The organism is Streptomyces sp. NPDC059582, from assembly GCF_042735715.1.
Lineage (GTDB): Bacteria > Actinomycetota > Actinomycetes > Streptomycetales > Streptomycetaceae > Streptomyces.
In genome coordinates this window covers 46,746-68,090 of the sequence record NZ_JBHWCC010000029.1, presented here as the reverse complement: position 1 = coordinate 68,090, position 21,345 = coordinate 46,746, and the positions used below count along the sequence as shown (strand labels likewise).

The 21,345-nt window shown below is 72.6% G+C and carries 16 protein-coding genes and 1 riboswitch; of the genes, 4 read left to right on the top strand and 12 right to left on the bottom strand.

Features of this window, described 5'->3' with window-relative positions; translation table 11 throughout:
• Positions 1-105 precede the first annotated feature (105 nt).
• From cobI to ACFV0T_RS24055, 10 genes are all read right to left on the bottom strand, one after another.
• Positions 106-855 (bottom strand): precorrin-2 C(20)-methyltransferase, encoded by a 750-nt coding sequence (gene cobI, locus ACFV0T_RS24100; protein ID WP_385782678.1) that lies wholly within the window; start codon positions 853-855, stop codon positions 106-108.
• The gene (locus ACFV0T_RS24095) at positions 852-2,306 is read right to left on the bottom strand and encodes a cobyrinate a,c-diamide synthase (protein WP_385782675.1); all 1,455 of its coding nucleotides are present in this window, start codon (positions 2,304-2,306) and stop codon (positions 852-854) included. The genes cobI and ACFV0T_RS24095 overlap by 4 nt, the downstream gene beginning before the upstream one ends.
• A complete protein-coding gene (gene cobO / locus ACFV0T_RS24090; protein ID WP_385782672.1) occupies positions 2,300-2,908 on the bottom strand; it encodes a cob(I)yrinic acid a,c-diamide adenosyltransferase in 609 nt (202 codons plus the stop codon). The genes ACFV0T_RS24095 and cobO overlap by 7 nt, the downstream gene beginning before the upstream one ends.
• Positions 2,908-4,905, bottom strand: coding sequence for a putative cobaltochelatase (locus tag ACFV0T_RS24085; protein ID WP_385782669.1), 1,998 nt, complete (start codon positions 4,903-4,905; stop codon positions 2,908-2,910). Before ACFV0T_RS24085 ends, cobO begins: the two co-directional genes overlap by 1 nt.
• A complete protein-coding gene (gene cobN / locus ACFV0T_RS24080; RefSeq protein WP_385782666.1) occupies positions 4,902-8,555 on the bottom strand; it encodes a cobaltochelatase subunit CobN in 3,654 nt (1,217 codons plus the stop codon). Before cobN ends, ACFV0T_RS24085 begins: the two co-directional genes overlap by 4 nt.
• Positions 8,552-10,060 (bottom strand): cobyric acid synthase, encoded by a 1,509-nt coding sequence (locus ACFV0T_RS24075; RefSeq protein ID WP_385782664.1) that lies wholly within the window; start codon positions 10,058-10,060, stop codon positions 8,552-8,554. Before ACFV0T_RS24075 ends, cobN begins: the two co-directional genes overlap by 4 nt.
• Positions 10,057-11,001 (bottom strand): cobalamin biosynthesis protein, encoded by a 945-nt coding sequence (locus tag ACFV0T_RS24070; RefSeq protein WP_385782661.1) that lies wholly within the window; start codon positions 10,999-11,001, stop codon positions 10,057-10,059. The genes ACFV0T_RS24075 and ACFV0T_RS24070 overlap by 4 nt, the downstream gene beginning before the upstream one ends.
• A gap of 100 nt (positions 11,002-11,101) precedes the next feature.
• Positions 11,102-11,245, bottom strand: a riboswitch (cobalamin riboswitch).
• Between the two features lie 156 nt (positions 11,246-11,401).
• Positions 11,402-11,623, bottom strand: coding sequence for a hypothetical protein (locus ACFV0T_RS24065; RefSeq protein ID WP_385782658.1), 222 nt, complete (start codon positions 11,621-11,623; stop codon positions 11,402-11,404).
• A 36-nt stretch (positions 11,624-11,659) separates the two neighbouring features.
• Entirely contained in the window at positions 11,660-12,937 is a 1,278-nt protein-coding gene (locus ACFV0T_RS24060) for an anion permease (protein ID WP_385782655.1), read from the bottom strand.
• Positions 12,938-13,080: 143 nt separating this feature from the next.
• Positions 13,081-13,827 carry a lysozyme gene (locus tag ACFV0T_RS24055; RefSeq protein WP_385782652.1) on the bottom strand — a complete coding sequence of 249 codons (747 nt, stop codon included), beginning with the start codon at positions 13,825-13,827 and terminating at the stop codon, positions 13,081-13,083.
• 196 nt (positions 13,828-14,023) lie between these two features.
• On the opposite strand from ACFV0T_RS24055, the gene ACFV0T_RS24050 reads away from it, so the two are divergent.
• From ACFV0T_RS24050 to ACFV0T_RS24040, 3 genes are all read left to right on the top strand, one after another.
• Entirely contained in the window at positions 14,024-14,776 is a 753-nt protein-coding gene (locus ACFV0T_RS24050; RefSeq protein ID WP_385782649.1) for a class II aldolase/adducin family protein, read from the top strand.
• 266 nt (positions 14,777-15,042) lie between these two features.
• Entirely contained in the window at positions 15,043-16,170 is a 1,128-nt protein-coding gene (locus tag ACFV0T_RS24045) for an alpha/beta hydrolase (protein ID WP_385782646.1), read from the top strand.
• 169 nt (positions 16,171-16,339) lie between these two features.
• A complete protein-coding gene (locus ACFV0T_RS24040) occupies positions 16,340-17,794 on the top strand; it encodes a hypothetical protein (RefSeq protein ID WP_385782643.1) in 1,455 nt (484 codons plus the stop codon).
• 22 nt (positions 17,795-17,816) lie between these two features.
• On the opposite strand, the gene ACFV0T_RS24035 is transcribed toward ACFV0T_RS24040, so the two are convergent.
• Together ACFV0T_RS24035 and ACFV0T_RS24030 are read right to left on the bottom strand one after the other, a co-directional pair.
• Positions 17,817-18,230: a VOC family protein gene (locus ACFV0T_RS24035; protein WP_385782640.1), complete on the bottom strand. Its 414-nt coding sequence runs from the start codon at positions 18,228-18,230 to the stop codon at positions 17,817-17,819.
• 82 nt (positions 18,231-18,312) lie between these two features.
• A complete protein-coding gene (locus ACFV0T_RS24030) occupies positions 18,313-19,200 on the bottom strand; it encodes a neutral zinc metallopeptidase (protein WP_385782637.1) in 888 nt (295 codons plus the stop codon).
• 249 nt (positions 19,201-19,449) lie between these two features.
• On the opposite strand from ACFV0T_RS24030, the gene ACFV0T_RS24025 reads away from it, so the two are divergent.
• Positions 19,450-21,048 carry an ABC-F family ATP-binding cassette domain-containing protein gene (locus tag ACFV0T_RS24025; protein ID WP_385782634.1) on the top strand — a complete coding sequence of 533 codons (1,599 nt, stop codon included), beginning with the start codon at positions 19,450-19,452 and terminating at the stop codon, positions 21,046-21,048.
• Positions 21,049-21,345: the final 297 nt, after the last annotated feature.

Below are 21,345 nucleotides of genomic sequence, written 5' to 3'. Positions count from 1 at the left end.
TGGAGACGGCGGATATGGCGAAACCGGTAGTGCCGGTAGTGCCGGTAGTGCCGGTGGTGCCGGTAATGCCGGTAGTGCCGGATGGGCCGGACGCGCCGCGGGCCGTCACAGTTTGCCGCCCCGGCCGCCGTCCCGCGGCGCGGGCGCGATGAGCGTCGAGAGATAGGGCAGCGGACCGTCCCCGAGGTCCACGGCCGGCTGGATGGACTCGTCGGCCAGCCCCAGTGCCGAGCCCCACACGGCACCCTCGAGCCGCCCGGTCTCGCGCAGCGCCTCCGCGACCTCCCCGGCCTGCCGACCGAACTTGTACGCGACGACGGTGCCGGGCCCGTTCAACGCGTCCTTGAGCACGGCGGCCCCGGCGGTGACCGGCACGAGGGTCAGCGGCTCGGTCCCCTCGGTGAGCACCGCGCCCGAACGCGCCGCGAGATCCTGCATGGCGGTGATCCCGGGCACGGTCTCAACGACGACCCCCGGCACCGACTCGGCGATGGTCAGCGCGAGATAGGTGAAGGTCGAGTACACGTTCGGATCGCCGATGGTCGCGAAGGCGACGCTGCCGTGCGCCTCCAGCAGCCCGGCGACCCGCGCCCCGGCCGCGTCCCAGGCGGCCTCGCGCCGGGCCCGGTCGCTGCGCTCGTTCAGCGCGAACACGACCCGGACGACCTTCTCCTCGGGCACGTAGTGCAGCACGGTCGCCTCGGCCCTGCCGCGCTCACCGCCGTCCGTCCCGTCCGCCGCGGCCATCACCGGTACGACGACCACCTCGGCGGCCCGCAGCGCGTTGACCCCCTTGACGGTCACCAGCTCGGGGTCGCCGGGACCGACTCCTACTCCGATCAGTCTGCTGCTCATGACGTCCGGCACCTCTCGACGAACCGACGGGCCGCACCGGGCGCCGACGCCCAGTGCGTGTGCAGATAACTCGCGTGCACCCCCGCTTGGACAAAACCCTCGAGCCGCGGCCGAGGGGCACGTACCCCCCACGCCGCAGCCTCGCCCGCCCCCGGCTCGACGACGGTCCGATGGAACTCGTGGCCGCGCATCCGCTGCCCGGCGCTCGCGAGCACACTGTCGCTCACGGCCACGGCGTCCCGGTACCCGAGGGTGAGCCGCTCGCTCATCCGCGCCCGGACGTCGAGCACCCCGCACATCGGCTGCCCGTCCAGCTCCCGGCACAGGTACAACAGCCCCGCGCACTCGGCCGCGACGGGAGCCCCGCTCAGCGCCAGCTCGGCGACGGCCTTGCGCAGCGGCTCGTTGGCGGACAACTCGGCGGCGTACACCTCCGGAAAACCACCGCCGATGACCAACCCGCGGGTTCCGTCGGGGAGTTGCTCGTCCCGCAGCGGATCGAACGGCACGACGTCGGCGCCGGCGGCGGCGAGCAGCTCGCCGTGCTCGGCGTAGGAGAAGGTGAAGGCGGACCCACCGGCAACGGCGATCACCGGTGCCTTCGAGTCCCGTCCGGCGTCGTCCAGCCCGTCCCGCGTTCCGGGACGAGATCCTCCGGGCCGAACAAGGGGGTCCGGGGGCACGGTCCCCAGGGGCAGCCGTGCCGAGGAGGCAACGGCCTCGGCCGCATCCCACACCTCACCCGACAGAGCACCGGCCCCCCGCGCCAGCTCCAGCAACGCCTCCAGATCGCACCCGTCGGACACCTGCGCCGCCATCGCCGCGACAGCGCGAACCGCCTCCGTCCGCCGCTCGGCGACCGGCACCAGCCCCAGATGCCGCGACGGCGTGTCCACCCCCGCGACGCGCCGCAGCACGCCCAGCACCGGCACCCCCGCCGAGTCCAGCGCCTCCCGCAACAACTCCTCGTGCCGGTCCGACCCGACCTTGTTCAGGATCACGCCCCCGATCCGCACCTCCGGATCCCAGGACGCGAAGCCGTGCACCAGCGCCGCCACCGACCGGGACTGCGACGAGGCGTCGACGACCAGCACCACCGGCGCCCGCAGCAGCTTCGCCACCTGCGCGGTGGAGGCCAGTTCACCCTCACCGGCGGCCCCGTCGTACAGCCCCATGACCCCTTCGACGACAGCGACGTCGCAGCCGCGCGCACCGTGCGCGAACAACGGCCCGACCAACTCCGGACCGCACAGGTACGCGTCGAGGTTGCGCCCCACCCGCCCGGTGGCGAGGGCGTGATACCCGGGGTCGATGTAGTCGGGACCGACCTTGTGCGGCGACACGGCGAGTCCGCGCCCCGCGAAGGCGGCCATCAACCCCGTGGCGACGGTGGTCTTGCCGCTGCCGGAGGACGGCGCGGCGATCACCAACCGGGGTACGGAACTCACCACTCGATGCCCCTCTGCCCCTTCTGGCCGGCGTCCATCGGATGCTTGACCTTGGACATGTCGGTGACGAGATCGGCGAAGCCGACCAGCTTCTCCGGCGCGTTCCGCCCGGTGATCACCACATGCTGGGTGCCTGGCCGCGCGCGCAGCACGTCGACGACCTCGTCGGTGTCGACCCAGCCCCAGTGCATCGGGTACGCGAACTCGTCCAGCACGTACAGCCGGTACGTCTCGGCCGCCAGGTCCCGCTTGACCTGCTCCCAGCCCTCGCGGGCCTTCTCCTCGTTGCTGAGGTTGTCCCCCTGAAGGTCCCGCTGCACCCAGGACCAGCCCTCGCCCATCTTGTGCCAGTCGACGGTGCCGCCCTCGCCGGACGCCCCCAGCACCCGCAGCGCGTTCTCCTCGCCGACCTTCCACTTCGCCGACTTGACGAACTGGAACACCCCGATCGGCCACCCCTGGTTCCAGGCGCGCAGCGCGAGCCCGAACGCGGCGGTGGACTTGCCCTTCCCGATCCCGGTGTGCACCACGACCAGCGGACGATTGCGCCGCTGGCGAGTCGTCAGACCGTCGTCCGGCACCACACTCGGCTGCCCCTGAGGCACTACGCGGCCCTCCTCGAAGTCCCCTGCACGTCCCTGACCAGCCCGGCGATAGAGTCCGCCCGCAGTTCGTCCAGCGTCACCGCCGTTCCGCCCAGCTCACCCGCGAGCCGCCCGGCGAGTCCCAGCCGCACCGGCCCGGACTCGCAGTCGACGACGACCGACGCGATCTTCTCGGCCGCGAACAGCCCGGCCGCACGCCCGGCCAGGGCCACCGGTTCGGGCCCGCCCGTGGCCCGCCCGTCCGTCACGACCACCACCAGCGCCCGCCGCGCGGGGTCCCGCAGCCGCTCCACCCGCAGCACCTCGTGCGCCCGCAGCAGCCCCGCCGCGAGCGGGGTACGCCCGCCGGTCGGCAGCGACTCCAGCCGGACGGCGGCGGCGTCCACGGACGACGTCGGCGGCAACGCCACCTCCGCCGCCGTCCCGCGGAACGTCACCAGGCCCACCTTGTCGCGCCGCTGGTACGCGTCCAGCAGCAGCGACAGCACGGCGCCCTTCACCGCACTCATCCGCTGCCGGGCCGCCATCGAGCCCGAGGCGTCGACCACGAACAGCACGAGGTTCCCCTCGCGCCCCTCCCGGGTCGCCTGCCGCAGATCGTCCCGGCGCACCACGAGACCGCGCCCGGACCGGCCGCGCGCCCGCTGATGCGGCGCGGCGGCCTGCACCGTCGCCGCCAGATGCAGCTTCGTCAAGGCCCCCCGGGGCCGGCGCGCACCCGTGGTCCGCCCGTGCTCGGTCCGCGCCCGAGAACGCCGCCCGGCCGCGCCCTCGCCGAGACCGGGAACGCTCAGCGCCTTCGCGCGAAAGGGCTCCGCCGCCCGTACGGCGGACTGCTCGCCCGCACCGGCACCGGACGGCTGCGGCTCACCGCTCTCACCGGCCTCGGGCGTCGCGCCCGTGTCACCGCCTTGCGGACCGTCGGCCCGCGGGGGCTGCCCGCCACCGCCACCGGGCCCGTCGGGATCGGGATCGTCGTCCTCGGACCCGCCGAACTCCTCCAGCGTCTCGTCGAGCCTGTCCTCGTCGAGTCCCGGCGCGTCGAAGGGATTCCGCCGCCGCCGGTGCGGCAGTGCCAGCAGCGCGGCCTGCCGTACGTCCTCCGCGAGCACGTCCGTCCGCCCGGCCCACGCCGCCAGCGCGGTGGCCGTACGGGCCATCACGATGTCGGCCCGCATCCCGTCCACCTCGAACGCGGCACAGGTCGCCGCGATCTGCCGCAACGCCCCGTCGCCCAGCCGCACCTGCGGCAGCAGTTCCCGCGCCGCCACGATCCGCGCCCGTACGGCGGTCTCCTCCCCGGCCCAGCGAGCCGCGAAGCCGGCGGGGTCGTCGTCGTAGGCGAGCCGCCGCCGTACGACCTCCACGCGCTGGTCCGGCTCGCGCGAGGCGGACACCTCGACGGTCAGCCCGAACCGGTCGAGGAGCTGGGGCCTGAGCTCCCCCTCCTCGGGATTCATGGTCCCGACGAGCAGGAACCGGGCGGCGTGCCGGACGGACACGCCCTCACGCTCGACGTACGAGGCACCCATGGCCGCCGCGTCCAGCAGCAGGTCCACCAAGTGGTCGTGCAGCAGGTTCACCTCGTCCACGTAGAGGATCCCGCGGTGGGCGTCGGCGAGCAGTCCCGGCTCGAAGGCCTTCACCCCCTCGGCGAGCGCACGCTCGATGTCGAGCGCCCCCACCAGCCGGTCCTCGGACGCGCCGACGGGCAACTCGACCATGCGGGCCGGGCGTCGCGCGCCCGTCCCCGCCTCGTGCGGCCCGTCCGGGCACGCCGGGTCGGGTGCGCCCGGGTCGCACGAGAAACGGCAGCCGGGAACCACGGCGACCTCGGGCAGCAGCGCGGAAAGCGCCCGGACGGCGGTCGACTTGGCGGTGCCCTTCTCGCCGCGCACCAGCACACCGCCCACCGCGGGCGACACGGCGTTCAGCAGCAGCGCGAGCCGCAGATCGTCCTGGCCGACGACGGCCGTGAACGGAAAGGGGGTACTCACTGGTCGTCGCCCTCCAAGTCGCCCTCGAGCTCCAGATAGGTGGCCCGCAGCCGTTCCAGCGTGTCCGCGTCCGGCTCGGCCCACAGGCCGCGGTCGGCCGCCTCGAGCAGCCGCTCGGTGATGCCGCGCAGCGCCCAGGGATTGGACTTCTTCATGAAGTCCCGGTTCCCGGCGTCGAAGACGTACTCGGCGCTGAGCTTCTCGTACATCCAGTCGTCCACGACCCCGGCCGTCGCGTCGTAGCCGAAGAGGTAGTCGACCGTCGCCGCCATCTCGAAGGCGCCCTTGTAGCCGTGCCGGCGCATCGCCGCCATCCAGCGCGGGTTGACGACCCGGGCGCGGAACACCCGGTGCGTCTCCTCGCCCAGGGTCCTGGTCCGCACCTGGTCCGGCGTGGCCGAATCGCCCACGTACGCCTCGGGCGAGGTCCCGGTCAGGTGCCGCACCATGGCGACCATGCCGCCGTGGTACTGGAAGTAGTCGTCGGCGTCGACGAGGTCGTGCTCACGGGTGTCGACGTTCTTCGCGGCCACCGCGATCCGCCGGAACGCCGTCTCCATGTCCCCGCGCGCCGCCCGGCCTTCGAGGCCACGTCCGTAGGCGTAGCCGCCCCACACCGCGTACACCTCGGCGAGGTCGGCGTCCGAGCGCCAGTTGCGGGCGTCGATCAGCGGCAGCAGCCCCGCCCCGTACGCGCCGGGCTTGGAGCCGAAGATACGGGCCGTCGCGCGCCGCCGGTCGCCGTGCTGCGCCGCGTCCTGCTCCACGTGCGCCCGGACGTAGTTGGACTCGGCCGGTTCGTCCAGCTCCGCCACCGCCCGCACCGCGTCGTCGATGAGCCCGACGACGTGCGGGAACGCGTCCCGGAAGAAGCCGGAGATACGGACGGTGACGTCGATGCGCGGCCGGCCGAGTTCGGCCGGCGGCACGATCTCGAAGCCGGTGACGCGGCGCGAGGCGTCGTCCCAGACCGGGCGGCAGCCCAGCAGCGCCAGGATCTCGGCGATGTCGTCGCCCTGGGTGCGCATGGCCGACGTGCCCCAGACCGTCAGGCCGACGGACCGCGGGTACTCGCCGGTGTCCTGGAGGTAGCGCTGCACGAGGGAGTCGGCGAGCGACTGACCGACTTCCCAACTCAACCGCGAGGGAATGGCCTTGGGGTCGACCGAGTAGAAGTTGCGGCCGGTCGGCAGGACGTTGACGAGTCCGCGGGTCGGGGACCCGGACGGGCCGGCCGGGACGTACCCGCCGTCGAGCGCCTTGAGGATGTGGTCGATCTCGTCCGTCGTACGGGCCAGCCGGGGCACGACCTCATGGCACGCGAACTCCAACACCGCCTTGGCGTCGCGGAGTTCGGTACCGAGTACGTCACGCAGCAGTGCGGGCACGGCCGTTGCCGCCCAGCCGCTCGCCTCCATGCCCTCCGCGAGCCGCCGGCACAGCTGTTCCAGCAGGTCGATCGCGTCGGCGGCGCTGCGCGCGGGCCCCTCGACCAGGTCGGTCAACTCGACCGGCACCTTCACCGGCGCGCCCGGCTCGGCGAGCAGCTCCTTCTCCACCAGTGCGAAGTGCTCGGCCAGCGAGGCCCGCAGCCCCGGCAGCGCGTTCGCCTGGCCGCCCCACACCTGCGAGGCCCGCAGTACGGCCAGCACGAGGTTCACCCGCGGCTCGCCGACCGGCCCGCCGCCGAGGATGTGCAGGCCGTCCCTGATCTGCACGTCCTTGATCTCGCACAGATAGCCGTCGATGTGCATGACGAACTCGTCGAAGGCGCCGTCGTCCGGCTGCTCGTCGACATGCAGGTCGTGGTGCAGTTCGGCCGCCTTGACCAGCGTCCAGATCTGGGCGCGGACGGCCGGGGCCTTGGTCGGGTCCAGGTCGGAGACGAGCGCGTACTCGTCGAGGAGCTGCTCCAGCTTGGCCAGGTCGCCGTAGGTGTCGGCGCGGGCCATCGGCGGCACCAGATGGTCGACGACCGTGGCGTGGCCGCGCCGCTTGGCCTGGGTGCCCTCGCCGGGGTCGTTGACGATGAAGGGGTAGACCAGGGGCAGTTCGCCGAGGACGGCGTCCGGTGCGCACCCGCCGCTGAGGCCCAGGCCCTTGCCCGGCAGCCACTCCATCGTGCCGTGCTTGCCCATGTGGACGACCGCGTCGGCCCCGAAGCTGTTCTCCAGCCACCGGTAGGCCGCCATGTAGTGGTGCGACGGTGGCATGTCGGGGTCGTGGTAGATCGCGATCGGGTTCTCGCCGAAGCCACGCGGCGGCTGGATCATGACGACGACGTTCCCGAACCGCAGGGACGCCAGGACGATGTCGTCCCCGTCGACGTACAGGTTGCCCGGGGGTTCGCCCCACGCCTCCCGCATCCCGTCGCGCAGTCCGGGGTCGAGCCGCTCGAACCACTCCTGGTAGTCGGCGAGGGGCACGCGGGCGGGCGCGGCGGCGAGCTGCTCCTCGGTGAGCCACTCGACGTCGTGGCCGCCGGCCGCGATCAGCCGGTGGATCAGCTCGTCGCCGTTGTCGGGGTGCCCGTCGACCCCGTACCCGGCGTCCCGCAGGGCGTCGAGGACCCGTACGGCGGAGGCGGGCGTGTCGAGCCCGACCGCGTTGCCGACCCGGGAGTGCTTGGTGGGGTAGGCGGTGAAGACCAGCGCGAGCTTCTTCTCCGCGTTGGGCCGGTGCCTCAACCGGGCGTGCCGTACGGCGATCCCGGCGACCCGCGCGGCCCGCTCGGGGTCGGCGACGTACACCGGCACGTCGTCCGGGCCCTGCTCCTTGAACGAGAACGGCACGGTGATGAGGCGTCCGTCGAACTCCGGGATCGCGACCTGCATCGCCGCGTCCATGGGGGAGAGCGCGGCGTCCGACGCGTCCCAGGCGCTCTTCGACGAGGTCAGGCAGAGCCCTTGCAGCACGGGGATGTCGAGGCCGGCGAGGGCGCCGATGTCCCAGGCCTCCTCGTCGCCGCCCGCGGAGGCCTGCGAGGCGTGGGTGCCGCCCGCGGCGAGCACGGTGGCGACGAGCGCGTCCGCCGTCGCGAGGATCTCGTACAGCCCGGCGTCGGCGCCGCGCAGCGAACCGCAGTACACGGCGAGGGCGTTGGCGCCCCGGGCCTCGATGGCGTCGCACAGTGTGTCGACGAAGCCGGTGTTGCCGCTCAGTTGGTGGGCGCGGTAGAAGAGCACCCCGACGGTCGGGCGGCCCTCTTCGCGGGGACGCGCCCCGTGGATCCCGTACTCCGGCATCTTCAGCGGTTCGACGAAGCCCTCGCCGGTCAGCAGCACGGTGTCGGACAGGAACCGGGCCAGTTCGACGAGGTTGGCGGGTCCGCCCTCGACGAGATAGCGCAGCGCCTCCGCGACGACGCCGGCCGGCACCGAGGACTCCGCCATCAACTCGGCGTCGGGCACGGCCTCCCCGCCGAGCAGCACGGTCGGGATGCCGGACGCCTTCAGCGCGGCCAGCCCGTCCTCCCAGGCCCGCTTGCCGCCGAGCAGCCGTACGACGACGAGGTCGGCGCCCCGGATCAGCTCCGGGAGCTCCTCGGCGACGTCGACCCGGGTCGGGTTGCCGATCCGGTACGGGGCGCCGGAGGCCCGGGCCGCCAGCAGATCGGTGTCTGCGGTCGACAACAACAACACTGTGCTCATGCGGGCGCTCCCGGTGGGATGAAGGGCAGTCCTTGCGGCGCGCCGGACTCGATGAGCCGCCACAACGCGTCCGTGTCCGCGTGCTGTTCGATCAGGTCGCCGAGCCGGTCGAGCTGTTCCTCGCGCAGCGCGGCGAACGACGTGTCGGGGGCCGGTACGAAGCGGCGGCCCGCGGCGGCCGCCACCTCGCGCAGGAAGGCCCGCCGGAAACCGTCCGACTCCAGTGAGCCGTGCCAGTGGGTGCCCCAGACGGCGCCGACCCGGCAGCCGTCCAGGAAGGGCTCCCCGCCGGTGACCCGGGCGATTCCGTGGTGGATCTCGTATCCCTCGACCTGTTCGCCGAGGGCCTCGCCGACCGGCCGGCTGAGTGTCTTCTCGGGCGCGAACCGCACCCGTACGGGCAGCATCCCGAGCCCGTCGACCGGCCCGCGCCGGCTCTCCACCTCGTCCTCGATGTGTTCGCCGAGGATCTGGAAGCCGCCGCAGATGCCGAGCACCGGCCGTCCCTCGGCGGCCCTGCGCCGCAGCGCGTCGGCGAGACCACGCCGCCGCATCCATTCCAGGGCGTTGACCGTCCCCCGGGTTCCCGGGATCACGACGAGGTCGGCGTCGGCGAGTTCCTCGGCCCGGTCCACGAACCGCACGACGACGCCCGGTTCGGCGGCCAGCGCGTCCACGTCCGTGAAGTTGGACATGAGCGGGATCGCGCAGACGGCGACCCGCAGGACGTCCTCGCCGACCGGAGCGGTGACCGCGGACTCCCGCACGGCGCCCCGCAGGGAGACCCGCAGGCCGTCCTCCTCGTCGATGCCGAGGCCGTGCTGGAACGGCAGGACGCCGTACGTGCGCCGGCCGGTGAGTCCGCGCAGCATGTCCAGTCCGGGTTCCAGCAGCGACACGTCGCCGCGGAACTTGTTGACGAGGAACCCCGCGACGAACTCCTGGTCCTCGGGGGACAGCAGCGCGACGGTGCCGAAGAAGGAGGCGAACACGCCCCCGCGGTCGATGTCGCCGACCACGAGGACGGGCAGCCGGGCGTTGCGGGCGATCCCCATGTTCACGATGTCGGTCCGGCGCAGGTTGATCTCGGCCGGACTGCCGGCCCCCTCACAGATCACCGCGTCATAGGTGCCCCGCAACTCGGCGAGGCAGTCGAGGACGGTCCCGAGGAGCGCCTGTTGCCGCCCCCCGTGATAGCCGCGCGCGGTCATCTCGCCCACGGGCCTGCCCATGAGGACGACCTGGCTGCTGCGGTCGCTCCCGGGCTTGAGCAGCACGGGGTTCATCAGCGCGGTCGGCTGGACGCGCGCGGCCTGTGCCTGCATGGCCTGGGCGCGTCCGATCTCGGCGCCCTCGCGGGTGACGAACGAGTTCAGGGACATGTTCTGCGCCTTGAAGGGCGCCACTTTGACGCCCTGTCGTACCAGCCACCGGCAGATCCCCGCGGTGACGACGCTCTTGCCCGCGTCGGAGGTGGTGCCGGCGACCAGGAGACCACCGTTCATGACGTACGCCCCTTCACGAGGAGTCGCGCGGCGGCGCTGACGCCGAGCGCGAGCCAGCCGACGCGACGGGAGAGCCGTACGGCCCGGTCGATGTCCGTGACCCGGACGGGCCGCCCGTCGGCGCCGTTGAGGACGGGCCGGTGCTCGACGCGCCCGGCGTAGGAGAGGGTGCCGCCGAGCCGCACGCCGAGGGCCCCCGCGAACGAGGCCTCCACGGGGCCGGCGTTGGGACTGGGATGTCTGGCCGCGTCGGCCCTCCAGGCCCGTACGGCCCCCCGCGGATCGTCTCCGCAGACGGCCGCGAGTACGGCGGTGAGGCGGGCGCCCGGCCAGCCGGCGAGGTCGTCGAGCCGGGCGGAGGCCCACCCGTAGCGCAGATAGCGGGGCGAGCGGTGGCCGACCATGGCGTCGAGGGTGTTGACGGCCCGGAAGCCGAGCAGGGCCGGCACCCCGCCGACGGCTCCCCACACCAGCGCGCCGACGACGGCGTCGGAGGTGTTCTCGGCGACCGACTCGACGACCGCCCGGGCGATCCCGTCGGCGTCCAGGGCCTGCGGGTCGCGCCCGCACAGATGGGGCAGCCGGGCGCGGGCACCGTCGACGTCCCCGGCTCGCAGCGCACGTCCGACGGCCCCGGCCTCGCGGGCGAGTGAAGTGCCCCCGACGACGGCCCAGGTGGCGGTGGCGGTCAGGGCCACGGAGGCGGCGGTGGAGGAACGCACGGCGCGGGTGGCCACGGCCCCGAGTGCCACGGCGCCGCCGACGCACACGACGGTGTGCAGCGCGCCCCGGCCCCGGTGGTCCCGCCACAGCATCTGTTCGACGGCCCCGGCCGCCCGCCCGAACGCCGCGACCGGGTGCCCGCGGCGCGGATCGCCGAGGAACAGGTCGCCCAGGAGGCCGGCGGTGGCGCCGTACGCGAAGACGCGGTCGGCACGCATCGGTTCAGCCGATCGCGGCGGTACCGGACGACGATGTGGTGCTGAGACTCGATCGGCAGCCGAGCATGGCGATATGTCCTCACTCAGGGTGTCCGCGCCCTGGTTCGACGAGACCGGCGGCGAGAGTTCCTGGCTCCCGGGGCTTACTACCCCGGTGACAGTGGCGGGACCGCGCCGGATTCGCACCGGCTTCCTCTTCTGCCTCCGTATATGGCTCGGGCAGTCCACCACGGGCCCGGAAGGGCCGTCAACTTGCTGCTGACCTGGGACGGAGGAGTGTGGGCAGCCCCACACGAGAGGCAGGTGCCGTCTGTGTGAAGGCGGTTGGACGTGGGGAGGGGCGGGAGGAACCGGTGGGTTCCTCCCGCCCCTTGGAGAACGGTGTGCGCGTGAGCGCGGGTCAGGCGACGATCAGGTAGATCCCGTAGGCCACCGCGGCGGTGCAGGCCGCGAAGCAGGCGTAGGCGCCCGTCACGGCCAGTGCGGCGGACCCGCCCTGCGCGGAGGCCCGTTCCTGGCGCGAGAGGCCCATGATGCCGAGGGTGAACAGGGCCACGAGGGCCACGGTGACCACGAGGCTGACGCCGAACACGGAACCCAGGGTCGCCCAGTCGATGTTCATGGTGATGCTTCCTTCTTAACCGGGTGCGCGGGGGGTTCAGACGGCGGCGGCCGGCGGGGTCGCCGGGTCGGCGACGGACGCGGCGGTGGCCTGGGCGGGGACGGACACGGTGGTGGCGGGGGCGGGGATCGTGGCCGTGAGGTCCGCGGTCACCGTGCCCGCGGGGGGCGGGGTGACCGCGGCGATGGCCGTGGTCACGACACCGGCCGGCTGCTCCGGGGCGTTGACGTTGCTGTGGTCGACGACCTCGCGCCGGGAGATCTTCCAGATCGCGGCGCTTGAGGCGATCAGGAAGACGGCGACGACGGCCGTGCCCCAGCTGCCGAGGTCCGTCACGGACTCGGCGAGGGCACCGACCAGCGCGGCGGCCGGCAGGGTCAGGGCCCAGGCGACGAACATGCGGGTCGCGGTGGACCAGCGCACGACGCCGCCCTTGCGGCCGAGACCCGCGCCCATCACCGAACCGGAGACCGAGTGGGTGGTGGAGAGGGAGAAGCCGAGGTGGGAGGAGGCCAGGATGACCGTCGCGGCGCTGGTCTGGGCGGCGAAGCCCTGCTGCGGCTGAAGGTCGGTCAGGCCCTTGCCCATGGTGCGGATGATGCGCCAGCCGCCGAGGTAGGTGCCGAGCGCGATGGCGAGACCGGCGGAGAGGATGACCCAGACGGGCGGGTCCGAGTCGGGCGCGACGGCGCCGCCGGCGACCAGGGCGAGGGTGATGATGCCCATCGTCTTCTGCGCGTCGTTGGTGCCGTGGGCCAGCGAGACCAGGCCGGCCGAGGCGATCTGGCCCGCGCGGTAGCCCTTCGCTGCGGCCTCGCCGTCGGCCTTCCTGCCCAGCCTGTACGACAGCCGGGTGGCGAGCAGCGCGGCGACGCCGGCGACGATCGGGGCCGCGACGGCCGGGATCAGGACCTTGGTGACGAGCGCGTCGCCGTGGACGGCGCCGGTGCCCGCGGAGGCGATGGTGGCACCGATCAGACCGCCCATCAGGGCGTGCGAGGAACTGGAGGGCAGGCCCACCAGCCAGGTCAGCAGGTTCCAGAGGATCGCGCCGACCAGGGCGGCGAAGATGACCTCGGGACGGATGCCGGTCTCGTCGACGAGACCCTTGGAGATCGTGTTGGCGACCTCCACGGAGAGGAAAGCGCCCACGAGGTTGAGCGTGGCGGACATGGCCACCGCGATCTTGGGCTTGAGCGCACCGGTCGAGATGGTCGTGGCCATCGCGTTGGCGGTGTCATGAAAACCGTTCGTGAAATCAAACGCGAGTGCGGTTACCACCACAATCGCGAGGATCAGCGAGAAGTTTTCCATTTACCCAGGCAATCTTTCGAAGTCATTGGCTGGACGAACGTAGGTAACCTGGATGAACGGAAGGTGAACTGAGACGGGCGTCAGGGTGTCGTAAACGAAGAGCTGTGCTTTCGTTCGGGAGCGGCGGCCCGGACGCGGCAGGGCTAGTAGCCCCGGGCGAACACCTTCAGACGGCTGGTCGAGCCGTTGAAGAGATTCTGGTCACCCGGCAGACTGCCGCTGTTGTCGTACTGCCAGAAGGTCCACGACGACCATCCGGCGGGCAGCGCACCCGCGTCCGTCGAGCCGTGCCGGGCGATCCACAGCGGATGGTCGGCGGCGAAGGCGCGGCTGCCGCCCGTGCAGGTGTTCCACCAGTGGGTGGTCGTGTAGATCACCGGACGGCGCCCGGTGAGCCGCTTCACCTCGTCGCTGAACGACCGGATCCAGCCGACCATCCCCGCCTTGCTCAGGCCGTAGCACCGGTGCTTGCCGTCGTACGGGTTGTACTCGATGTCGAGTGCGGGCGGCAGCGTCCCGCCGTCCGGGGTCCAGCCGCCGCCGTTGCGCACGAAGTACGCCGCCTGTGCCGTGCCCGACGACTGGTCCGGCAGCGCGAAGTGGTACGCCCCGCGGAGCAGTCCCGCGCCGCGCGCGCCCCGGTACTGCCGGTCGAAGTAGGGGTTGCGGTAGGCGGTGGACTCGGTCGCCTTGACGTAGGCGAACGTGGCGCCCTTGGCCTTCGCGGCCTGCCAGTCGATGTTCTTCTGGTGCGACGAGACATCGTGCCCCTTGGGCCGAGCCGCCGCCGAGGCCGGCGCTCCGGCGAGCGCGCTCCCGAACGTGAGAGCCGCCACCGATGCCGCGATCACGCGGGCGTGGCGGCGGGACGGTTTGCGATCACGGGCCATGCTTCCCCCCGGAATGGCGACGCGTACGACAAATCCCCCAGAGGCTACTCGAAGATCGACGCATGCTAGTCGATCTCCGGCCAAGACGCTGGAGAAGGTGATGTATACGGATATGCGCCCTTACGGAGCCTCGGCTTCCGCCCTACAGTGCCCCGGGCCGACGGCGCGCCGCACCGGTGCCTGGCAGGATCGCGACATGGCTGAGCAGCGGCGCGACGAACGGGACGGACGGGGCGCCCGGGAGGGCGCACAGGGTGTGCGGGAGGACGTGGGAAGCGTGGCGGAGTCGCGGGGGAGCGGTGTGTCCGAGGAGGAGGCGCGCGCCTGGGCCGCGCTCGTCGCGACCGCCCGCCGGACCGTGTCCGACGGGCTGGTGGTCGGCACCTCCGGCAATGTCTCGGTGCGTGTCGGGGACACCGTGCTGGTCACGCCGTCGGGCGTGCCGTACGACCGGCTGGCGCCGGACGACATCACCGGTGTCGCCCTCGACGGCCGACAGGTGCTCGGCACCCTCGTCCCGACCAGCGAGCTGCCCATGCACCTCGTCGTCCACCGCACCACCGACGCCCGCGCCGTCGTGCACACCCACGCCGTGCACGCCACGGCCGTCTCCACGCTCGTCCCCGTGCTCCCCGCGATCCACTACATGACCGGCGCCCTCGGCGGCCCCGTCCGGGTCGCCCCTTATGCGCCGTACGGCTCCGAGCAGTTGGCCGAGAACGTGCGCCTCGCCCTGGCCGACCGCACCGGCTGTCTCCTCCAGAACCACGGCACCCTCACCTACGGCGCCACCCTCGACCAGGCCTACGACCGCACGGCACAGCTGGAGTGGATGTGCCGTCTGTGGCTGACGGCGTCCTCGGTACCGGGCCTGACGCCGAACCTGCTGTCGGCCGAGCAGCTGGCGGAGGCGGCGCAGCGGCTGCGCGGATACGGCCAGCGCGACTGACCCCGTCCCCGTCCCCGTCCCCGTCCCCGTCCCCGTCCCCGTCCCCGTCCCCGTCCCCGTCCTCTTCCTCTGCCTCCTCGCTCTGCCCGTGTTTCCTCCGCCGTCGTATTCCTCGCCTCGTCCCTTCCGCGCGCGTCCCTCCTGCGCGCGTCCCTCCTGCGCGCGTCCCTTCCGCACCGTCTCCTCTGTGCGCGTCCTCCCCTCCCGCGTCACCCCTTCCCTGTCTCCCGCTGGCCGGTCGACCGGTCCGCCACGACACTGGTCTGGTGCGCCCTGTCAAAGCGACGGCTGCTGCCGTCACCGCAGTGGTAGGGGCCGGTGCCGCCGCGGTGGCCGCCGGCCGGCTCGCCAGCGACGCCGCTCTCAAGGCGCCGGCCGGCCGCCCCCTGCCGACCGAACCCAGGCTCACCGTCCACGGCACGGCCGCCGGACAGGTCACCCTCACCAGGGACCTGGCCTCGCTGCGGCCCGGCACCTACGGCCTCAACGGTGACGGCTCCCACGCCGTCGTCGGCTCCGTCCTGGCCGACGCCCCGCACTCCGCCGACACCGTCGTACGCCGCCTGGAGCGCGTCACCCACGGCGCCCTGGAGCCGGGCGACAAGGCGTGGCTCACCCCGAACGTGTACGTCGGCAACCCGAGCGCCGCCCTCGGCCTGGACCACGCCGACGTCGACATCCCGGGCGAACTCGGCTCCCTCCCGGCATGGTTCGTCCCCGCCGCCCGCGACACCTGGGTGATCGCGGTGCACGGCCTCGGCACCACCCGGGAACTCGCCATGAACGTCATGGAGTTCCTGCACGGCCTGCGCTTGCCCGTGCTCGCCCTCGCCTACCGCGGCGACCTCGGCGCGCCCCGCTCGCCGGACGGCCTGAACCACCTCGGCGAGACCGAGTGGCGCGACCTGGACGCCGCGATCCGCTACGCCGTGCGCTACGGCGCCGAACGCGTCGTCCTCCTCGGCTGGTCCATCGGCGCCACCATGGCACTGCGGGCCGCCGCGCACTCGGGACTGCGCGACCGGATCTCGGGGCTCGTCCTGGACTCCCCGGTCCTCAGCTGGGAGACCACACTGCGGGCCCTGGCCGCGGCCCGCGGCACCCCGGGCGCGCTGCTGCCGTTGGCCGTCCGCGCCGCCCAGGGCCGCACCGGCATGGACAGCGGTCACGACGCCGAGCCCGCCGACCCCGATCTGCTCCGGGTGCCGACCCTGATCTTCCACGGCCCGGACGACACCGTGGCCCCCTGGAACCTCTCGCGCCGCCTCGCCCGCCGCCGTCCCGATCTGGTCAGTCTCCAGACCGTCCCGCGGGCCCCGCACGGCGCCATGTGGAACCCCGACCCGGCCGCCTACGAGGAGGCCCTGCGGCGCTTCATGGTCCCCCAGATGTGACCGGTCCGCGCACCCGCCACCGACCGGTCGACCTGCTTCCGTTTAATGCCGTACCAGTGGCCTGATCACACCTGTCAGCCCCTCTCCCGAGCCCATGCGTTGGCCAGTCCCGTCGCCCCCCGTCACGTTCCGTTTGGGTTTTCGGACGGTCAACCGGAAGACTGCCCCTGTGACGTCCCGTATCCCGCGCGACTCCAGGCTTCGACTCGTCCGCCCCCGACCCCTGGCCGCCGCCCCCAGAGCTGTGAACCAGCGGCGCTCGCGCCGCCCCGCACCCCGACCTCCGGAGGGCACACCGGCCCCCGCGGAACTGGCCAGAATGGCTCGCTCCGGTCTGGCTCCGGCGGCCCGTGTCGCCCGCTGGGCCGACACCGCCCTCGGCCCCGGCCGCGACGGCGCGACCGCCGACGGCAAGGCCACCCTCACCGACGCGACCGCCGAACGGGCGGCCCTGGATCTCGGCCTGACCGCGGATCAAGTCCGCGCCGACTGGGACACCGCCCGCCTGGCCGGACTCGTCGAGGTGCACGGCGACAGCGCCCGCCCCGGCTGGCGGCTGCGCGCCTGGGACCGGGACGACAGCGCCGTACTGCGCGGCTGGGTCGCCCTCTTCGACGCCTGGTCGCTCGCGTCCCCGGAATCCGCGGACCACGAGCCCTCGACCGTCGCCGAGGTCGTCTCGGGCATGCCCCAGGTGCTCTCCTTCCTCCAGCTGTCGGCCGGGCCCGTCCCCGTGGCCCAGCTCCTCGACCTGCTCGCCCAGCGGGTCACCGAGCTGCGCACCGAACGCTGCGAGATCCCGTACGGCCCCCATGCCGTGCCCAGCGCCGCAGTGTCCGCCGTGGCCGCCGCCGCGGCGGCGCCCGCCGCCGACGCCGCCTCGGCGGAGCCCGCCCGGGAGGCCGAGCTGGCGCCGCTCCTCGAGTGGGCCCTGCACGCACTCGCCTCCGTGGGCGCCCTCACCTACGGCGAGGGACAGGCCACCCTCACGCCGCTGGGCAGCTGGGCGGTCTGGGTCAAGCTGGAGCAGATCTGCGTCGCCGCGCAGAGCCCCGCCGGGAACATCGAGCAGGCCGCCGAGGACATGCTGCGCGGCTGTGCCCAGCTGCGCCCCAACGCGGCCCGCGCCGAGTACCGAGCCTGGCTCGCCGCCCGCCCCGTCGGCCGCGCCGTCACCGACCTGCTGGCCGCCGCCCGTGGTGAGGACGCCCTGCTGCGCGGCCTCGCCTTCGAGGCGCTGCGCGTCGTCGGCGCCCCCGCCGAGCACGACGTCCGCTCGGTCGTCGACGAGCCGGCGCTGCGGCCGTACGCCCTGCTGTGGCTCGCCGAGCACGACGGCATCGACCCCGAGGACGCGCACGAGGTGCTGACCCGGGAAGAGGCCACCTGGCTGTGGGTCGACACCGCCGCCGCCGTCGCCGACCACGGCGAGGCGCCGATGCTCGTCCGGCACCTGGAGTCCGCGCTCCAGCCCACCGTGCCCCAGCTGCTCGACGAGGTGCGTGCCGTCGGTCACCCGCGCACCGTGCAGGTCCTCGTCGCACTCGCCGCCGCCCATCCCGACCCGGCCCTGGCCAAAGCCGTCCGCCGGGCGGCCTTCCAGGTGCACACCGGGGGGAACTGACCGGCCGGGTGTCGGCCCGGGCTCAGCCCTGTATCTCGGGGGCGTACGTGCCGAAGCTCCAGATGTTGCCCTCGACGTCCCGGGCCAGGTAGTCCCGCGAGCCGTAGTCCTGGTCCGTCGGGGGCATCAGGATCTCGGCGCCGTGCTCGACGGCGCGCTGGTGGTGTGCGTCGACGTCGTCCACGACGACGTACACCCCCACCGGCCCCGCGCCCTCCATCGCCGTGTCGAAGACGCCGCCGCGGCCCTTGGAGCCGACCATCACCGCGCCGTTGCCCTGCACCAGCTCGGCGTGCATCACCGAGCCGTCCTCGCCCTCGTACACGGACAGCTCCATGAACCCGAAGGCCTCCGTGAGCTGCCGGATGGCCGCCATCGCGTCCGCGTACAGCACCGTCGGGTAGATGCTGGGGCGCCCCCCACTTGTGTCTGCCATACCGACCACCCCTTCGTGATCACTGCCGGGAATTCCACCCGCCGCCCAGTCTGGCAGCGACCACTGACAACGGGCCCGCACCTCACCGGAAGGTGTTGCACTGGCCCATGTCGCCGGTCCGGTACCCCTGGTAGAACCACTGCTGACGCTGCTGCGCGGACCCGTGCGTCCACGTCTCCGGCGTGACCCGCCCCTGGAACTTCTCCTGGATCCGGTCGTCGCCCACGGCCGCCGCCGCGTCGAGGCCGTCCCGGATGTCGGCGTCCGTGAGGCTGGTGATCAGCGGCCGCCCGGTCGACTCGTCCTTCGTGGTGGTCGCGTGGCGTGCCCACACCCCGGCGTAGCAGTCCGCCTGGAGCTCCACCCGCACCGCGTTGCTGTCCGCCCCCGTCCGCCCGTCCTGGGACCGGCCGAGCGTGCCCATCAGGTCCTGCACGTGATGCCCGTACTCGTGCGCCACCACGTACGCCTGGGCGAACGGTCCGCCGCTGGAGCCGAACTTCGTCCGCAGATCGTTGAAGAACCCCAGGTCCAGATAGACCTTCCGGTCGCGCGGGCAGTAGAACGGGCCGACCGCCGAGGTCGCCGTACCGCACGCGGTGGCGATCTGCCCGCTGAAGAAGACGGTGGAGGCGCGGGTGTAGGTGCCCCCTCGGCGCTGGAACTCCTGGTCCCAGAAGTCCTGCACGCTGTTGACCACCGCCACCATCCGGCAGTCGTCCTTGGCGTTCGCGTCCTGCCCGGTACGGCAGCTCTGCTGGACCTGGGCCAGCGACGACGAGGTCGCGGCCGGCTCGCCCCCCGACGACAGGCCGAGCTGGTCGGGGCCGACCCCGAAGAACAGGCCCAGGAGCAGCGCGATCAGCCCCGCGATGCCGCCGCCGACGGTCGCCCGGCCACCGGGGATCCGGCTGCCGCGCACATCCTGCACCTCGGAGGTGTCCAGTCGGGCGTCGTCGTCGAACTGCATGGGCGCACCACCTCCGCACGCGTCGTCCCCCACGCGACATCCTCGCTCCATGACCCGCTCGGGGCACCCCGGGCGGGACGTCCCGGACGGGCGACTCGCCCCCACGACGCCGGGCCGCGCCCCGCACCACGCAGGAAAAGTGCTTGCACGACCCCGTTAGACTGACGTCCATGGCCATTCTCCTCGCGCATTAGACGGCGGGAACGTCCTCAGCCGCCCACCCGAACCCTCCCGTCCTGGAGTCTGTCCGTGATCTCCGCCTCCGGTATCGAGCTGCGCGCCGGTGCCCGCATCCTCATCGAGTCCGCCACCTTCCGCATCGCCAAGGGCGACCGGGTCGGCCTGGTCGGCCGCAACGGCGCGGGCAAGACGACGCTCACCAAGGTCCTGGCGGGCGAGGGCATGCCCGCCGCCGGCGCCGTCACCCGCTCCGGCGAGGTCGGCTACCTGCCACAGGACCCGCGCACCGGCGACCTCGACATACTGGCCCGCGACCGCATCCTCTCCGCACGCGGACTGGACACCCTGATCCGCAAGATGCGCGAGAACGAACAGCGCATCGCCAACGGCGCGGGCGCCACCCGCGAAAAGGCCCTGCGGCAGTACGAACGCCAGGAGACGGAGTTCCTCACCAAGGGCGGGTACGCCGCCGAGGCCGAGGCCGCCACCATCGCCGCCGCGCTCAACCTCCCCGACCGGGTGCTCGGCCAGCCGCTGCACACCCTCTCGGGTGGTCAGCGCCGCCGTATCGAGCTGGCCCGGATCCTGTTCTCGGACGCGGACACGCTGCTGCTCGACGAGCCGACCAACCACCTGGACGCCGACTCGATCATCTGGCTGCGCGACTACCTGAAGACCTACCGCGGCGGCTTCATCGTGATCTCCCACGACGTCGACCTCGTCGAGACGGTCGTGAACAAGGTCTTCTACCTGGACGCCAACCGCGCCCAGATCGACGTCTACAACATGGGCTGGAAGCTCTACCAGCAGCAGCGCGAGGCCGACGAGAAGCGCCGCAAGCGCGAGCGGCAGAACGCCGAGAAGAAGGCCGCCGCCCTGCACTCGCAGGCCGACAAGATGCGCGCCAAGGCGACCAAGACCGTCGCCGCGCAGAACATGGCCAAGCGCGCCGACAAGCTGCTCTCGGGCCTGGAGGCGGTGCGTCAGCAGGACAAGGTCGCCAAGCTGCGCTTCCCCGAGCCCGCGCCGTGCGGCAAGACCCCGCTGACGGCGGAGGGGCTGTCGAAGTCGTACGGCTCCCTGGAGATCTTCACGGACGTCGACCTGGCCATCGACAAGGGCTCGCGTGTCGTCATCCTCGGTCTGAACGGCGCCGGCAAGACGACCCTCCTCAGGCTGCTCGGCGGCGTCGAGACGCCCGACACCGGCGAGGTCGTCGAGGGCCACGGCCTCAAGCTCGGCTACTACGCGCAGGAGCACGAGACCCTCGACCCGGAGCGCACGGTCCTGGAGAACATGCGCTCCGCCGCCCCCGACCTCGACCTCGTCGAGGTGCGCAAGACGCTGGGTTCTTTCCTCTTCTCCGGCGACGACGTGGACAAGCCGGCCGGTGTCCTGTCCGGTGGCGAGAAGACCCGTCTCGCCCTCGCCACCCTCGTGGTGTCGTCGGCGAACGTCCTGCTGCTCGACGAGCCGACCAACAACCTCGACCCGGCCAGCCGCGAGGAGATCCTCGGCGCGCTGCGCACCTATAAGGGCGCCGTCGTTCTGGTCACCCACGACGAGGGCGCGGTCGAGGCACTCCAGCCGGAGCGGATCATCCTGCTGCCGGACGGCGTCGAGGACCTGTGGGGCGCGGACTACGCGGATCTCGTCGCCCTGGCTTGATCGAATGCCTGATCCACAGCGTATGGATCATTCGGCCGATCCGTGATCCATCATCTGAGTGAGATCTCCTCGTATCGAGGTGTGTCCTACACGCATTTCATGGCCGATCCTTTTGTCGACAAGGGATCGGCCATGGTGCGTCTCTGACCTGGCACTTCACAAAACAACCCGTTCGGTCGTACGAACGCCTCGCGACGGAATAGCAGATTCCGTATGTGGGGATGCGCTCCTGTCGTCACAAGCCTGTCGTACGGACCTTGCCGAATGGGTGGCCATGAAGCCCCGGAGGGGTGATCA

What these genes read in the sequence shown, in the direction of transcription:
- cobN (WP_385782666.1), bottom strand. Translation starts at nt 8,555, where the DNA reads ATGAGCACAGTGTTGTTGTTGTCGACCGCAGACACCGATCTGCTGGCG.
- ACFV0T_RS24065 (WP_385782658.1), bottom strand. Translation starts at nt 11,623, where the DNA reads ATGAACATCGACTGGGCGACCCTGGGTTCCGTGTTCGGCGTCAGCCTC.
- ACFV0T_RS24075 (WP_385782664.1), bottom strand. Translation starts at nt 10,060, where the DNA reads ATGAACGGTGGTCTCCTGGTCGCCGGCACCACCTCCGACGCGGGCAAG.
- cobI (WP_385782678.1), bottom strand. Translation starts at nt 855, where the DNA reads ATGAGCAGCAGACTGATCGGAGTAGGAGTCGGTCCCGGCGACCCCGAG.
- ACFV0T_RS24050 (WP_385782649.1), top strand. Translation starts at nt 14,024, where the DNA reads ATGGCTGAGCAGCGGCGCGACGAACGGGACGGACGGGGCGCCCGGGAG.
- ACFV0T_RS24060 (WP_385782655.1), bottom strand. Translation starts at nt 12,937, where the DNA reads ATGGAAAACTTCTCGCTGATCCTCGCGATTGTGGTGGTAACCGCACTC.
- ACFV0T_RS24070 (WP_385782661.1), bottom strand. Translation starts at nt 11,001, where the DNA reads ATGCGTGCCGACCGCGTCTTCGCGTACGGCGCCACCGCCGGCCTCCTG.
- ACFV0T_RS24035 (WP_385782640.1), bottom strand. Translation starts at nt 18,230, where the DNA reads ATGGCAGACACAAGTGGGGGGCGCCCCAGCATCTACCCGACGGTGCTG.
- ACFV0T_RS24055 (WP_385782652.1), bottom strand. Translation starts at nt 13,827, where the DNA reads ATGGCCCGTGATCGCAAACCGTCCCGCCGCCACGCCCGCGTGATCGCG.
- ACFV0T_RS24030 (WP_385782637.1), bottom strand. Translation starts at nt 19,200, where the DNA reads ATGCAGTTCGACGACGACGCCCGACTGGACACCTCCGAGGTGCAGGAT.